This window comes from Stenotrophomonas sp. PAMC25021 (assembly GCF_004795795.1).
GTDB lineage: Bacteria > Pseudomonadota > Gammaproteobacteria > Xanthomonadales > Xanthomonadaceae > Stenotrophomonas > Stenotrophomonas muris.
Genome location: NZ_CP039255.1, coordinates 4,546,133 through 4,561,924, shown reverse-complemented (window position 1 = coordinate 4,561,924; position 15,792 = coordinate 4,546,133). Strand labels below are relative to the sequence as shown.

Genomic DNA, 15,792 nt, shown 5'->3' with positions numbered 1-15,792 from the left:
CCTACGTGTGCAAGGAGCCTGCCATGTCGTTCCGTCCGTCTCTCCGTCTTACCTCTCTCGCTGCCGGCGTGCTGCTGACAGTGACCGCCACCGCGCAGCCGGTGTTCGACCAGCCGGCCAACGCCACCTTCAAGGGTGAGGTCGTCTCACGCGGTGAGAACGTGGTTCCCGGCAGCACCGCCGACGTGGTCGGCCGTGGTTTCGTGCCGGGCCAGAAGGTCAGCCTGCTGCGTGGCGACAGCGTGCTCAACGCACAGCCGGTGGTGGTCGATGCCGATGGCAACTTCAAGACCCAGCTGAGCATTCCGGCCGACGCGGTGCCGGGCACCCACCCGGTGGTGGTGCGCGCCAGCCAGCCGGCTGCGGCCACGGTGCTGAAGCTGCGCGTGTCGCCGCAGTTGCCGCTGTCCGGCCAGGCGCAGTTCGCCACCCGGTCCAGCAAGCTGGTGCCGGGCCTGTACCAGTCCGCCTACAGTGCCGCCAGCAACGCAGTGTTCGTGACCTCGGCGGTGGGTCGCCCGCCGGTGACCCAGTCACAGCTGCTGAAGCTGGACCCGACGTCGCTGAAGGTGACCAAGGCGATCACCCCGGCGCAGGTACCGGGCAGCACCAATGGCGCGGTCTATGCGGTCTACGGCGTGGGCGTGGATGACACCAACGGCAATGTCTGGGTGACCAACACCCGCCAGAACTCGATCGCGGTCTACCGGCAGAAGGACCTGTCGCTGGTCCACCAGTTCCCGGCCGACACTGTGCCGCACGCGCGCGACGTGGTGGTCGATGGCACCCGCGGCAAGGTGTTCGCCTCGGCCACGGGCGAGGACCACCTGTCGGTGTTCGACGCCAGGACCTTCAAGGAGCTGCCGGCAGTGACGCTGGAATCCGGCGTGGACGACGGCACGTTCACCCCGATGAGCCTGGTGCTGGACGAGAAGGGCGGCAAGCTGTTCACCGTCAGCATCGGCACCCCGGAAGCGGCGGTGATCGATGTGGCCAGCGGCAAGGTCGAGAAGGTCATCGATCTGGGCAATTCGATCAGTGCCTCGGGCGTGGCCTTCGATGCGGCACGCAACCGCCTTTACGTCGCCTCGCAGGGCACCGACAACCTGCTGATCGTCGACGTGGCTGCCGGCAAGGTGCTGCATGACGTGCCGGTCGGCGCCGGTGCGCTGAACGTCGCCTTCGATGATGCCTCCGGCCTGGCCTATGTCAGCAACCGTGGCGCTGGCACGGTCACCGTGGTGAATGGTGACGGCAAGGTGGTCGCCAATCTTGATGGCGGCACGCTGCCGAACCACGTCCGCGCCGATGGCAAGGGCAACGTGTTCGCGGTGAACAAGTCGCGCGGCGCTGAGGACCCGAAGGGTGACCGCATCACCCGCATCACCCCGAAGCAGTAAGTCACACGGTGGGGCGGCGTGCGCGCCGCCCTGCCAGCAAGGAGAACGAGCATGAACATCGCGTCCCGTCTGCGCCTGTGTGCGCTTCCGTTGGCTGTTTCGCTGGTACTGGCCGCCTGTGGCGGCGCGTCGACACCGCCTGATGGCCAGAAGGCCGCCGAGCCGCCCGCCGCACCGGCCGCTGCCGAAACCGCGTTGCCGGCAGGCTGGCAGCGCGTGGCCGGTGCCGAGCTGCCGGCCGTGCATGACCAGAAGGCGATGCTGCCGGCCAAGGTGCATTCCGATGACGGCGCCGATATCGAGGTGACCGATACCAGCCGGATCATTGCCGGTGGCGACGACGTCATCGCGGTGATCGAAGCACTGGGGCTGGGCACGCAGGTATTCGCCGCGCCGACCAACACCACCACCCAGGCCGGCCTGGCCGCGCCGCACCAGTTCCTGTTCAACCGCACCACCGGCGTGGAGGGCGTGCTGAGCCTGCAGGGCTCGCTGTTCCTCGGCAACAGCCTGCGCCGCCACACCGAGCTGGCCAAAAAGCTGCGCGAAGTCGGTGAGCCGGCGGTGGTCATCGATGATCTGCAGCCGGCCCCGGACAAGGTGCGCAAGGTCGCCGCCGCACTAGGGCTGGCCGAAGCGGGGCAAACATTGGCCACGCAGGTGCAGCGCCAGCTCGACGAGGCTGCAGCGATTGGCAAGGGCCTGGGCCATGCGCCACGACTGATCCACGTATCGGCCACCGGCGCTGGCGGCTCGCCCACTGTTGCCGGTGCCGACAGCGCGTCAGCGCAGCTGATCGCGCTGGCCGGCGGCATCAACATCGGCACCGAGGCCGGGGTGAAGAACTACTCGCAGCTGAGCAACGAGGGCGTGGTCGCCGCGGCACCGGAGGTGATCCTGGTGACCGAGCATGACCTGCGGCTGTTCGGCGGTGCCGAAGGCCTGTGGAAGGCGTACCCGACGCTGAGGCAGACGCCGGCCGGGCAGGCCAATCGGGTCTGGGTGATGCCGGATGTGCAGCTGAAGTACACCAGCGTGGGTTCTGGTGCGGGCGCGCTGGCGCTGGCCAAGGCCCTGGCGGCGTTGCCGGAGGCATGAGTCCGGCGGATCGGCGCCGCCGTCGCGGGCGGACGATGTTGATGGTGGCGTTGCTGGCGCTGCTGGGGGCAGTGCTGGCGTCGTTCGCCGTGGGTCCGTTGCGGTTGCCGCCGCTGGAGGTGATGCAGGCGCTGGCGGTGAAGCTGGGCCTGCTTGACCCAGGGGCAGTTAGCAGCCGTGATCTGGCCGTGGTCTGGCAGCTGCGCATTCCGCGCGCCCTGTTGGGCGCGATGGTCGGTGCGTCGCTGGCGATGGCCGGTGCCAGCCTGCAGGGCCTGTTTGGCAATCCGCTGGCCGACCCCGGCATCGTCGGTGTCAGCCAGGGTGCTGCGCTGGGTGCGGTGGCTGCCATTGTTCTCGGCGCTGCCGGTGCGGCCGGCTGGCTGGTGCCGGTGGCAGCCTTCGTCGGCGGCGCGCTGGCGATCGGCCTGACCTATGCGCTGGCCCGGCCCGGCAAAGGCAGTGGGAATGCCACGCTGCTGCTGGTCGGCATCGCGATGGCCGCGTTCTGCTCGGCGCTGATCGGTTTCCTTACTTACATCGCCAGCGAAAGCGAGCTGCAGTCGCTGGTGTTCTGGCAGATGGGCTCGCTGGCGCGCGCCAACTGGGCCGACGTGGCCGCGGTGGTGCCGCTGTTTGCGCTCGGCGTGTTTGCGCTGCAGCGACTGGCCACGCCGCTGGACATGCTGGCGCTGGGTGAGCGCCAGGCGCAGCACCTGGGGCTGGACGTGACCCGTACGCGGCGTCGCCTGGTCGCGTTCAGTGCGCTGCTGGTGGGCGCAGCGGTGGCGTTCGCGGGCTCGATCAGCTTCGTCGGCCTGGTGGTGCCGCACGTGGCGCGACTGCTGGTCGGCCCGGGTCATCGCTGGCTGCTGCCGTTGTCCGGGCTGCTCGGTGCGCTGCTGATCGTGGTGGCCGACACCGCCGCACGCACGCTCGATCCACCTGCGGAGATTCCGCTGGGCCTGTTCTCGGCCGCGCTGGGTGCGCCGTTCTTCCTGTGGCTGGTGCTGCAGCAGCGCCGCAAGGCGGCGCCATGAGCGTGCTGCTGAAGCTGCACGAGGTGGTGGTGCGCCGCCAGCAGCGCGAGATCCTGCATGGCATCTCGCTGGCGTTCGAGCCGGGCACGGTGACCGCGCTGGTTGGCCCGAACGGCGCGGGCAAGTCTACGTTGCTGGCGGTGGCGGCCGGTGACCTGCGCGCCGATGCGGGGGAGGTGAGCCTGCTGGGCAAGCCGTTGGCCAGTTACAAGGCGGGGCCGCTGGCACGCGAGCGCGCGGTGATGCCGCAGGAACATGGCGTGCGCTTCGCCTTCAGCGTGGAAGAAGTGGTGGCGATGGGACGGTTGCCGCATTCGCCGGATCCGCGTGTGGACGATGCACGGGTGGAAGCTGCCATCGATGCCGCCGAACTGCAGGCGCTACGCCTGCGCGAAGTGCAGCAGCTGTCCGGTGGCGAGTCCGCCCGGACCACGTTCGCGCGCGTGCTGGCGCAGGACACGCCGCTGCTGTTGCTTGATGAACCGACCGCGGCGCTGGATCTGCGCCACCAGGAGCGTACGTTGCGCAGTGTGCGTGCCTGTGCCGAAGCCGGTGCGTGCGTGATCGTTGTGCTGCACGATCTGAACCTGGCCGCCGGCTATGCCGACCGCATCGTGTTGCTGGAACAGGGCAGGGTGGCCGCCGATGGCACGCCGCTGCAGGTGCTCACCGAAGACAACCTGCAGCGGGTCTATCAGCAGGATGTGGTGGTGCTGGAGCATCCGCGGCGCGGGGTGCCGTTGGTGGTGGTGACGTAGTCCGGATCTGCTGCCGTCGCCGCGTATCATGTCTGACCGGTATTCCCTCAATGGACTGATGCAATGATCTGTAGCATTTCGCGCGGCACGCTGCTGGCCGTGTTGGTTGGCTTCGCAGGCGCTGCGACTGCGGCTTCCACCTCTCCGGTTTCGCTGACCGATGCGGCGGAGAATGCCTCGCTGATCGAGATACGGCATTCCGCTGGCGCGGGTTCTCCTGTTGCGTCCATCCGGACGCAGTACTTCGCCAGCGAGGAAATGTCCGTGAGTTGGGATGACCAGCAGGTGCTGGTGCTTTGCAAGGAGGCGGCATACCTGCAGATTCCCGCTGCCAAGCTCAAGGCCGCTGCGTTGAGCACCGAGCAGCGGCAGATGATCGTCTACCAGGCGCTGATGTCCGGCCTGGGTGCTGTCGCGGGCGTGGTCGGGCCGGCGGGCGAGGTGGTGGCTGTGGCGGATGACGGAAGCGAGACCCGCAGCATTGGTGAAAGCCATTGGGCGTACGGTATCGAGCGCTACGACGTCACCACCCAGCGCATGCCGGGCGGCGCGCTGCGTGTGCATTCCCGCAAGACCGAGACCGTGAACATGACGCCCCCGGCGAGCCCGGACGACACGTTCAGCACCGAGGATGACCAGGCGGCACGCCTGTCCGAACTGGCGCCGGTGGGGAGCTGGACCGAGGTGCTGATCCATGGTGGCCCGCGGCTGCCGCACATTGACCCGGCGACGTCGCTGAAGGGGTGGATTCCGATGGGGGATGACCAGGCGGCGACCGTGGCCGAGGCGCGCACGCTGCACGGCTGCAAGTAAAGGCTGAGAGGTCAGAACCCTTTGCCCAAGGGAAAGAGATCTGACCCCGATCATTGTCGGCCTCATCGTTCCATTTATGTTTGCAATATTCACTTGCGCGCCAGATTGGCAGGTCTAGAATGCGCCCCATGAATCGGATGCCGCTCCTGAAGTTTTTCACCCTGACCCGCGCCAACGCGGAACGGGCGTGTCTGCCTGGAGCCCCACGAGGCCGTTGAAGCGGCCATCGCTGGACCTTCGACAGAGCGCCCCCCGGGCGCTCTTTTTGTTTTTGTTAGTCGACTAACAGTCGACTCTACCCAGTCGACGCTACCCAGCCGACGCTACCCAGCACCGCAAAGGAGAACGTGCCATGCACCAGATCGCCGAGACCGAACGCTAGCCGCGCACCCTGTCGCCAACCGGGGTGCGCGGCCCCTGAAGTTGGCCTTGCAGGAACCTCTTTATGAACACCCAGACCCTTTCCCGTCGTCGCAACCTTGGCATCATTGCCCACATCGACGCCGGCAAGACCACGCTGACCGAACGCCTGCTGTGGAAAAGCGGCGAGATCCACCGCGTCGGTGAAGTGCACGACGGCAACGCGACCACCGATTTCTCGGCGATCGAACGCGAACGCGGCATCACCATCGGCGCTGCCGCCGTGCAGGCGCAGTGGGCGCCGCGCGACCTGCCGCCGCATCGGCTGACCCTGATCGACACCCCTGGCCACATCGACTTCGCCATCGAGGTCGAGCGTTCATTGCGCGTGCTCGACGGCGCCGTGGCCGTGTTCTCGGCCGTGGATGGCGTGCAGCCGCAGTCCGAAACCGTGTGGCGCCAGGCGCGTCGCCATCGCGTGCCGCTGATCGCCTTCGTCAACAAGATGGACCGCGTCGGCGCTTCGTTCGAGCGCGTGCTGGAGCAGCTGCAGGACAAACTGCGGGCGCGGCCGTGGGCGCTGGGCGTGCCGTTGGGCAGCGAAAGTGGCTTCAACGGCTGGGTCGATCTGGTCGATGAGCGCGTGCTGCAGTGGCAGGATGGTGCCGCAACCACGGTGACCCCGTGGGACCAAGCGGCGCGGGCCCAGTGGCAAGCCCAACGCGATGCGCTGGTCGAGGCCGTGGCCGATCACGATGAGCAACTGGCCGATGCCTGGCTGGAAGGTCGCGTGATCGATGCCGGGCAGCTGCGCGCGGCGATCCGCCGGGCGACGCTGGCGGGTGCGGGCGTGCCCGTGCTGGCCGGTGCTGCGTTCAAGGACAAGGGTATCGAGACGCTGCTGGACGCCGTGGTCGATTACCTGCCGTCGCCGCTGGATCGCCCTGCCGTCAGCGCCGAAAGCGATGAGGGCGAGGTCGTGCTGCCGCCGGACCCGGACGGTCCGCTGGCCGGCCTGCTGTTCAAGATCACCCACCAGCAGCACGGCGCGTTGAGCTTCGTGCGGCTGTACTCGGGCACCTTGAAGGTGGGTGATGCGGTGGCCAGTTCGCAGCATCCGCAGGGGCGGCGTGTCAGTCGCCTGGTGCGGGTGCAGGCCGACCAGACCCACGACATCGAACAGGCCGTGGCCGGTGACATCGTTGCAGTGCTGGGCTGGAAGGATGCGGTCAGTGGTGAAACGCTGAGCGGTCGTGCGCAGCCGCTGCGCCTGGAGAACATCCAGGCACAGGCACCGGTGCTGGCGTGGCGGTTGGAGCCGGCGCGTGCGGGCGACCTGATCCGGATGGCACAGGGTTTGGCCAGTCTGGCCCAGGAAGATCCCTCGTTCCGCGTCGAAACCGATCGCGACACGGCGGAGACCCTGGTCTGGGGCATGGGCGAACTGCACCTGGAGGTGATGGTCGAGCGCCTGCGCAGCGAATGGAAGGTCGACGTAGGCGTAGGTGCGCCGCGCGTGGCCTACCAGGAGACGCCGATGCGTGCGATGACCGGCGTCGTCGGGCGGCTGGTCAAGCAGACCGGCGGCCAGGGCCAGTTCGCGCACGTGGTGCTGGATGTATCGCCGCGCGAGGACGACCAGGTCGTATTCAACGACCGCATCGTCGGTGGCGTGGTGCCGCGCAGCTTCATCGCGGCGGTGGAGAAAGGTGTGCGTGCTGCGCTGTCGGAAGGCCCCCAGGGCCATCCGGTGGTCGGCATCGAGGTCAGTCTTGTCGATGGCCAGACCCATGCCAAGGACTCCTCGGAGATGGCGTTCCATCGCGCAGGCGCCGAGGCGATCAAGGCGGCGCTGGCCGAAGGCGGCACGCAGCTGCTGGAGCCGGTGATGGCGGTGACGGTGCATTCGCCGTCAGCGTCGGTGGGTGATGTGGTCGGCGACCTCAACCGCCGCCATGGTCGCATTGCCCGCATCGACGATCAGGATGGTCGCGCCGAGGTCAGTGGCTTCGCACCGCTGGCGCAGCTGGTGGGCTATACCACCTCGCTGCGTTCGCTCAGCCAGGGGCGGGCCAGCAGCGAGGCGCACCTGCATGGCTACGAGCCGGTGCGCGCTGCATGAAGAAGGTGAGGGGAGCCCGTTCGCGGGCTCCCTTTTCTGTGGGTTCGGGTTTCCGCATCCATGCATGGCGTGGATCTACCGGGTGATCGGGTCGCGAGCTCTGCACTAGATCCACGCCATGCGTGGATGGGGCCCTCGCGATGCGTTTTTTTGCATTGCGATGCAACAAAACTGCAGAAAAAGCTGGATTAAAGTGATGCCTCACGATAAATTGCGCACCCCCCGTTGCTCGCCGCCGCCCGCACCCCTCTCATGCGTGATGACAAAGACCCCGGAACCCTGGAGCTGACCCTGCCGCGCAAGCGCGGTCGTCCGCCCAAGTTCGGGTATGCGATGAGCGATGCGCAGCGGGCCGCACGCTATCGTGCGCGCCGGGCAGGGCAGGCCAACCACGCCGATGTGCGCTCCTGCAGCGACATGGTGCTGCTGGACAAGATCCGTGCAGCGGTGAGCGCGCGCGACACCGAACTGGCCGGATTCCTGGTCCACGTGCTCTGGCAGCGCTACCCCCTGCAGCTGAAATAGTTCGCTGGCGGGGTGGCCGTTGTCATCGAGCTTGTTGATAATGCGGGATTCAGGTTGTTCCCGCTGGCGTGCCCGGGATGGCAGGCGCGCATGATCGAACGGTTCCCAAGATGACCACCACCAGCGACACCACCACCGAAGCGGCGCCGAGCGGCGCTCCCCTGTTCTATACCCGTCCGGTGCCGCTGCAGGCCGATGTGCACGCCGATCTGCGCATCCTGCCGGGCAAGCTCGAGTTCGCCGCCGGCAACAACGCCATTCCGCTGGTGCTGGGCGAGTTCTCGCTGGCGCTGCATCATTTCCCGATCCTGTTCGCCGGCCCCGGTGCGGTTCCGATGGCTGCCGTCGGCGTGTCCGACCAGAACCTGTTCATCAAGGACGGCCTGTGGGAAGACGAGGCCTATATTCCGGCCTACCTGCGCCGCCACCCCTTCATCTTCATCGACACCGGCGCGGAGAATGACTTCCTGCTGGGCATCGACGAAGAAAGCCCGCGCGTGGTCAAGGGCGGCGAGGAAGGCCAGCCGCTGTTCGTTGACGGCAAGGCCACCGAAATGGTGCAGCAGGCGCTGGAGTTCTGCGGCCAGTACACCCGCGAGCACGAACAGACCCTGGCCTTCTCCAAGGCCCTGACCGACAACGGCCTGCTGGTCGAGCGCAACGCCACCGTGCGTACCCCGGATGGCCGCGAGTTCAACCTCAATGGCTTCCTGGTGGTGGACGTCGAGAAGTTCGTTGCGCTGCCGGAAGCCACCGTGGTCGAGTGGCACCGCAGCGGCTGGCTGGCACTGATCCACCAGCACCTGATGTCGCTGGGTCGCTTCAATGACCTGACCCGTCGCCAGGTCGAGCGCCTGGCCGCCTGATCAAGGCATTGGCAGGGTTCCCGCTGGGCGGGAGCCCTGTCCGGCCTTCAGCACGTCCAGCAGGCGCCGCGCATCGGCCCAGTCCGGCGCGGCGTCATGCGCCAGGTCGACCAGCTCCGCCGCGATGGCCGCATGCTCGCATTGGCCCAGCATCTGCAGCGTGCCCTGCAATCGGTGCGCGTGATGGCCCAGTGCCGATGCATCCGCTCGATCAATAACCCGCTCCATGTTGCCGAGCTCATCGTGGATGTCGGCGATGTAGGCCGCGTCCATGTCAATCGTCTGCGCGGCTGCGCCCAGGCCCTCTGGTCGCGCAATGCCGAGCGCAGGCAGCAGCTGGGCGGCGCGCAGCGGCTTGGCCAGCACCGCGTCGAAGCCCGAGCGGTGGCAGCGTGCGCGATGACGCCGTCCGGTGCGGGCAGACAATGCGATCAGGCGAACGGTGCGCCCGGCAGACCCGCGTAGCTCGCGCGCCAGCACGTGACCATCGGCGCCAGGCAACCCAATGTCGATCAGAGCAACGGAGCGGGGCTGTCGTGCCTGTTCGGCCAGGGCACTGGCCGCATCTTTCACGGCGCACACCTCTGCGCCCCAGCGCCGCAGCTGTTCGGCGATCACGTGGCGATTGAGCTCGTGGTCCTCGACCAGCAGCAGGTGCAGTCCGGCCAGTGGCGTATCGCCCACGGGCATGTCCTGGGCATCCACGCCGGTGCCAGCCGGGCACACCGGCAGGCGCAGGATGAAGCGACTGCCACGGCCCAGCACGCTGTGCACGGTGAGGTCGCCGCCCATTGCGCGGGCCAGCTCGCGCGCGATGGAAAGCCCCAGCCCACTTCCGCCACGCCGCTGTCCGCTGCTGCCTTGCTGGAAAGGCTGGAACAGGGTGGCTACCTGCGCCGGCGCGATGCCGATGCCGCTGTCGATCACCTCCAGCAGCAGCGCCCGAGGACGCGCCGCCGGCATCAGTTGCAGGCGCAGCTCGATGCGGCCGGAATCGCTGAACTTCACTGCGTTCGCCAACAGATTGCTGGCAATCTGGCGTAGCGCATCGGCGTCCACCAGGATGTTCGACGGGGATGCGCCCTGGGCATCGAGATGCAGCTGCAGGCCTTTCCGCTGGGCCTGTGGCCGGATCGCCTCCAGAGCCTGCCGGCACAGCTGGGTTGCATCGCAGGGTTGCGCATGCGGCTTGAAAGCGCCGCTCGCAAGGCGCGAAAAATCCAGTGCGCGATTCAACAGGCTGCGCAGGGATTGGCTGGCGCTGCTGGCAGCGGCGAGCAGGTCACGCTCGCCCTTGGGCAATGTCGATTGCCCCAGCAGCTCGATCGAGGTCAGCACGGCCTGCGCCGAGTTGCGCATCTCGTGGCTGATCACGCCGATGGCATGCGCGCTGCTTCGGTCACCGCGCGCCCGCAGGTGGCGCATTGCGAGCCACAGCAGCGGCAGGGCAATCAGCAGTGGGCCCAGCAGCAGCCACCCGCGCGGGGGCGACGCCTGCATCCAGTCCAGTGCATTCCCGGCCGCGGCAGGCAGGGTCTGGCCTGCCCATAGGTGGAGCAGGCCTGCGTGCTCTTCCAGTGTGATCTCCCGCAATGCCTGTTCGATGCGCCCAAGCAGTTGCTGGTCTTCCCGGCGAACCAGCAGGTAAAGGTCGGTGGAGAAACCGCTATCGAACGGCTGCAGGCGCAGGCTGCCATTGAAATGGCGTCGAACCAGGGGGCGCAGCGTGGGCTCCAGGCCAATCGCCACGTCCGCCAGCCCGCTTTCGACTGCCGCCAGTGCTGCATGCCGGTCTGGCAGCTGCCGCAGCCGGACCTGCGGGTGATGCGCGTGCAGCCAGCTGGCGTAGGGCCCGCCTTCAACGACGGCGATGACCCGGCCGTCGAGTTCGCGCATCTCCCGTGGCAGCCACTCGCCGGCGCGTCCGGCCAACAGGGTGGCGCCGCCACGGAATGCGGTGGACGCGGCAAGGCCGGGGCAGGGCAGCGGCTGGTGCCTTGCGCCGCCAAACACCATGACCAGGTCAGCCTCGTGATGGCATACAGCGAGGATTGATGCGGCGGTTGTCGGGTAGGGGTGTTCCAGGAAACGGAATTGGGCGTGCCGCGCCACCAGGTTGGCATAGCCATGGGCGAGCGTTGGCGGTGATGACGGATCGGCCAGGGCCGCGGGCAGGGGGCGCAGGGAGGGAGTCGTGGCGACCCGTACAGTGCTGCCCGGCAGCCAGCGTGGCGAGCGGATATCTTCGGCCGAGGCAGCCGGCAGGAGAAGGAGCGCCAGCAGCCCCGTGGACAGGAAGCGGCGGCGCAACGGCGGCTGGCGCCTCACGGTGTCTCCAGTCGTTCGCGCAGTGCGTAGATTTCCACGTCGCTGCGCAATCCCAGCTTGCGCAGCACAGCAACCTTCTGCGTGCTGACAGTCTTGATGCTGCGGTGCCGCCGCAATGCGATCTCGGAGACCGTCAAGCCTTCCAGCAGCAGGCCCAGCACTTCGCGCTCGTTGCGGCTGAGCTCGCCGCGGTCGCCGGCCAGCCTGACGTCCGGTGGAACCCGGGTCAGGCCCTGGGAAACACGTACGATGGCGTCGGACAATGCAGCAAGCGGTTCGGCCTTGCTGACGAATCCGTTGAGTCCGGCATCGATCAGGCTGTTGAGGTTGGTGGTGGGGCAGAGCGTGGCGAAGGCCAGCAATGGCGTGCGCGGGAATTCCCGGCGGAGCAGCGCAACCAGCTCGAGGCTACCCAGGTCGTCACGGGCAAGCGTGAGATCGATGATGGCCACATCCACTGGTGTGCGTTGCAGGCTGCAGAGCAGTTCGTTGCTGCAACCGTGGCTGGCGACGATGTCGAAGCGGAGATCGCCTGACAGGTGCAGGGCGGTGCCGCGACGGACGACTTCGTGATCGTCCAGGAGCGCCAGGCGAAGCCGACGCGGTGCAGGAAATCCATTCATGCGCGGGAGGTGGTCGGCGCCCATGGGCGTGGCCGCCATTCTGGCGCCGCTGTCGCGTCGAACATCGAATTCGTTGCGTTTTTACGACTATTCCTAAAGATCGATGGATGCAGTTGATCGGCCGAGGCTTACGCATTCGTGACGTAAATGGATGGGGTGCTGCAGGCGTCCCGTCGTGGCTGCCGGAACCATTAATGTGACGCGTCACGCCGGCGTGACCCTGCGCCCCTGACCTGACTGGTTGACGCCGTCAGGGCAGGGCAGGGCTATCGAGTCTGCACGCGGGGGATCGACATGCGACCCAGGAACTGCGCCGGGGTGATGCGGGGCAACTGTTTGGCATGGGCGTCTGAGAAGTGGCGCAGGCCGCCCCAGAGTGCGGTGTCTCCGATCAGGAAGCAGCGGTGCTGGGCACGGGTGACGGCGACGTTGAGCAGATTGAGCTTGCTGGAGGCCCAGTGCGCCGCGCCCACCGTGTCCGTGTCGCAGCCCAGGACCATCCAGACAATGCTTTCCTCCTTGCCCTGGAAGGTGTGCACGGTGCCGACGCGCTCCCTGCACCACGTGCGCAGTTCGGTGGTGCGTGGCGCCTGCGTGCCGGGTGGGGCATCCGGGCCAAGCCAGGCGTCCTGGCTCCGCAGTCGCTCGAGCAGGGCATTCTTGATGCGCTTGAAGGGCGAAATGATGTAGACCGGGGGAAGGCTTCCGGTGCTGTGATAGAGCGCGGCCAACGCCTGCTGCACCAGGTCGATCTGGCACGGCACGACCTGCTTGTCGCTGGTGCGGCCGGGGGCGTGTACCCAGGCGCTGCTGCCGATGTCCAGGCTGTCGGCGGGTGGCCGCGCCGCACTGGGTTCCCAGGGGTTGGAGAAGATCATCTTCCCCTCGTAGGCAATCGTGTTGGCAATGGAGAACATCGGTTCGACGCAGCGACGATGCACGCGCAGCGGACTGCCGATCCAGAGCGGCGAGCCGCCGGACTCCATGCGGGCACCGAGCGGGTTGGCCTCGTCGGCCAGTACCTGTACGGAGGTCTTGTCGGGCGAGACGTTCACGCCTGCGGGCAGTGCGCTGGTTCGGCCCAGCGCCTGCAGCAGCTTGACCGGCACGGTGAACACCGGCTCGATCTGCAGCGGATCACCCACCACGACCGCGCGCCTGGAGCGCAGCAGTGCACCGACTGCCGCCTGCGGCACGGCCTGGCCAGCTTCATCGATGAACAGCCAGCCGATCGAGTCCGGCCCCAGATGTCGGAACTGGCGTGCGACCGAGGCGAACGTGCTGGAGACAACCGGCACGATCATGAACAGGCTCTGCCAGATGGCCAGCGCATCGCGTGGCTCCTGCAGCCGCTTGCCACTCAGCAGGTGGCACAGTGCAATGACGTTCTGGGCGAAGCCGCCGCCCTTCTGCACGACTTCGTGCAGCCAGGCCTGGTGAAGCTGCAGTGCCGCCACGAAGAGGTTGGCGCGCTGCTCGTTGAGCTGCTCGCTGTTCCAGACTCCCTTGATCTGCCAGTCCTGATCTTCCAGTTCGGCCGCGTTGGCGGGATGGGACGCGGTGCCGAATTCGGCTTTCAGTTGTTCGAGCTGTTGCGTCATTCCAGCCCATTGCTGCGCCCGTGCCTGCGCGGCGGCCGATGCCTCGGCCAGGGTGCTCGCGGTTCGGCCCAGGTGCTGTTGCGCCGTATCACATTGCGTCCCGAGTTCGAGCCCGCGCTGGGTCCATCGGTGCTGATGATCTGCGTTCTGCACCATTGCGGCCGCATGGCTGTGCGCGCGCTGCCGGTCGAAGATGCGGGCCCACCAGCCAGGCTTCTCTTCCCTGAGCAGGATGCGTTGCGCCTTGAGCAGGGCGAGCTGTTCATCGGATCTGCTGCGCTGGCCCTCGAGTGCACGGCACTGCTGTGCAGCTTCCTCATGCGCGCGCTGTGCATCGCGAAGCTGAGAAGTCGTTTGCCGGCAGAAGCTCTCCTCATCGTTGCCGCTGATCTCACGGCTGAGCGAGGCGAGCCGATCAAGCTTTTCGACCAGGCCATTGACGATCGCATCGGCCTTGCCGAACGCCTGCCTGGCCTGCTGGAAGCTCATGGCTGCTGGGTTGTCCCGCCACTCCCAGAGCGACTGGTGGCGGGCGCGGTCGTAGCCCTTCGGTGCGGGGGTTTTGCCATCTTTTGGGGCGCTCCTGCTGATGGCCCGCACAAGTGCCTCGCGGTTGGCCTTCCTGCCCAGCGCGCAGCTGATCAACCCCCAGGCATCGCTGTCTGCCGCCGGTCGTTCATAGGCGCCCCTGCCGTTCCATTCGAGCAGGTTGCGGGCCAGTGGCCGCAGGTAGTCGAAGGTCACGTCCCCTGTGCTGTTGCGCCAGCGCGACCCTCCGGGCTTGCCCAGTGACCGGCTCTTCGGCAGGTCACGCGAAATATTCTCCACGGCGGCATTGTTCGACGATGCGACCACCATCTCGAAGCCGGTCAGGTCGGCCTTCAGTGGCGAGACCCTGCACGGCTTCTCACCTTCGAAGTTCACTTCGCGGGCTGGGCCGAGCGCAGCGGCTGGCGTCGCGTACTGTGACAATGCACGTGCACGCCGCACGATGTTCTCAGCGAAGACCTCACGCAACAGCGTGGTCTTCCCGGTTCCGGGCGGGCCATTGACCGAGAAGATGCCTGAATCGCGCACCTGCTCGAAGATGCTGTTCACAGCGAACTGCTGCATCAGGCTCATCGTGTGTGCAGGATCGCCGGGCCAGTGGCCCCGATTGATGTGGCGCGGGCGCAGCCGGTCGGCAATCAGCGCATGGCCTTCTGGGGTGTAAAGGTCTTCGCGTCGGCTTTCAGGCAATGGGCTCAGATAGGCGCGTAGGGGCGCACTGGCCTTGCCCTGGTCGAGTGCGCCGATGGCCCGCGCGATATCCTCGACGAAGAAACTGTTGAGAATGCTGATCTCCGCGTCCTCTTCGGGCTGGGCCTCGTCGTCCTCGGCGTCGTCCGCTTCCGCCGTTGGCTCGTTGTCCGGCTCTGGGGGTGTGGCTTTTGCTGCCCGTTCCGGCTTCGGCTTGTCTTCAACGCTTTTCGCCCGGATGACCAGCAGCGGAGCGGACGCGTCGCCCGCGGAAGGGTCATGACCCGACCAGTTGCACAGGATGTCGAGCAGGCGCAACAGGTCGTCGGGGCTGCAGGGCGTTGGGCCCTCACCCTGTTCGGCGGGGGTGGCAGCGGCGCTGCGGAACGTTGCTACGTCGCGCTTGAGTGCTTCAAGGCTTGCCTGGAAGGCGTCGAAGTCCAGGCCCTGCAAGCCACGCCTGGAGATCGTGCCCAGTGCCCACGGAACGGTCGATACCGAGATTTCACCCAGCTGCAGCACGCCCTCGGCGCTTGCCCGCAGGCTGGCCGCGCAGGTCAGGCCTTCCAGCTCGGCCCGTTCGTCCTGTTCCAGCGACTCGTCTCCGCTTGGCGTCTCAGCCAGTACCCGCTGGGTGATATCGGCCAGCTGGGCTTTGTCGAATATGCCGAGGTAGACATCGAATCCGCTCAGCCTGCGACCGAATGGCAGGGGTGGGGACCACAGATCCTTCGGGTCCAATCGCTCGAGCTGATCCCTGGACAGCTGCCGTACGCTCCAGTCCGCGTCCTTCGACTCAAGGACCTGGCCCTGCAGATCGTAGGGTATGAAGAACTCAACCCTGTGCCAGAAGCTGAGGATCGCGCGATGACTGGCCTGCAACGTGTTGCGTCGTTCTTCCTTCAACTGCCTGTTCCTTCCATTGTGAAATCGGCCACGACCGGAATGCACCCTTCGTCGGCCATTGTGGCCGGCGCGCACAGCCCTGCATTGGCCATTAGCGGCCGCCGCGGTCGAGT

Annotated in this window: 11 protein-coding genes; 8 read left to right on the top strand and 3 right to left on the bottom strand. The window is 67.1% G+C overall.

Annotated elements, in window-relative coordinates; translation table 11 throughout:
- Nucleotides 1-23 precede the first annotated feature (23 nt).
- From E5790_RS21165 to E5790_RS21130, 8 genes are all read left to right on the top strand, one after another.
- Entirely contained in the window at nt 24-1,400 is a 1,377-nt protein-coding gene (locus E5790_RS21165; RefSeq protein ID WP_111206866.1) for an ATP-binding protein, read from the top strand.
- A gap of 51 nt (nt 1,401-1,451) precedes the next feature.
- A complete protein-coding gene (locus tag E5790_RS21160) occupies nt 1,452-2,498 on the top strand; it encodes an ABC transporter substrate-binding protein (protein WP_111206865.1) in 1,047 nt (348 codons plus the stop codon).
- Nucleotides 2,495-3,538: an iron ABC transporter permease gene (locus E5790_RS21155; RefSeq protein ID WP_046430486.1), complete on the top strand. Its 1,044-nt coding sequence runs from the start codon at nt 2,495-2,497 to the stop codon at nt 3,536-3,538. The genes E5790_RS21160 and E5790_RS21155 overlap by 4 nt, the downstream gene beginning before the upstream one ends.
- A complete protein-coding gene (locus tag E5790_RS21150; RefSeq protein ID WP_111206864.1) occupies nt 3,535-4,296 on the top strand; it encodes a heme ABC transporter ATP-binding protein in 762 nt (253 codons plus the stop codon). The genes E5790_RS21155 and E5790_RS21150 overlap by 4 nt, the downstream gene beginning before the upstream one ends.
- A gap of 63 nt (nt 4,297-4,359) precedes the next feature.
- A complete protein-coding gene (locus tag E5790_RS21145) occupies nt 4,360-5,109 on the top strand; it encodes a hypothetical protein (protein WP_111206863.1) in 750 nt (249 codons plus the stop codon).
- Between the two features lie 445 nt (nt 5,110-5,554).
- Nucleotides 5,555-7,591 (top strand): elongation factor G, encoded by a 2,037-nt coding sequence (gene fusA / locus E5790_RS21140; protein WP_111206862.1) that lies wholly within the window; start codon nt 5,555-5,557, stop codon nt 7,589-7,591.
- A gap of 252 nt (nt 7,592-7,843) precedes the next feature.
- Nucleotides 7,844-8,116, top strand: coding sequence for a hypothetical protein (locus E5790_RS21135; RefSeq protein WP_005409616.1), 273 nt, complete (start codon nt 7,844-7,846; stop codon nt 8,114-8,116).
- 110 nt (nt 8,117-8,226) lie between these two features.
- Nucleotides 8,227-8,982 carry a SapC family protein gene (locus E5790_RS21130; protein ID WP_032961063.1) on the top strand — a complete coding sequence of 252 codons (756 nt, stop codon included), beginning with the start codon at nt 8,227-8,229 and terminating at the stop codon, nt 8,980-8,982.
- Here E5790_RS21130 and E5790_RS21125 read toward each other — a convergent pair whose 3' ends face one another.
- The 3 genes from E5790_RS21125 to E5790_RS21115 form a co-directional block, all read right to left on the bottom strand.
- Nucleotides 8,983-11,292 carry an ATP-binding protein gene (locus E5790_RS21125; protein WP_049439938.1) on the bottom strand — a complete coding sequence of 770 codons (2,310 nt, stop codon included), beginning with the start codon at nt 11,290-11,292 and terminating at the stop codon, nt 8,983-8,985.
- Nucleotides 11,293-11,306: 14 nt separating this feature from the next.
- Entirely contained in the window at nt 11,307-11,933 is a 627-nt protein-coding gene (locus E5790_RS21120; RefSeq protein WP_032961138.1) for a response regulator transcription factor, read from the bottom strand.
- Nucleotides 11,934-12,199: 266 nt separating this feature from the next.
- Nucleotides 12,200-15,679 carry an AAA domain-containing protein gene (locus tag E5790_RS21115; RefSeq protein ID WP_136191798.1) on the bottom strand — a complete coding sequence of 1,160 codons (3,480 nt, stop codon included), beginning with the start codon at nt 15,677-15,679 and terminating at the stop codon, nt 12,200-12,202.
- Nucleotides 15,680-15,792 lie beyond the last annotated feature (113 nt).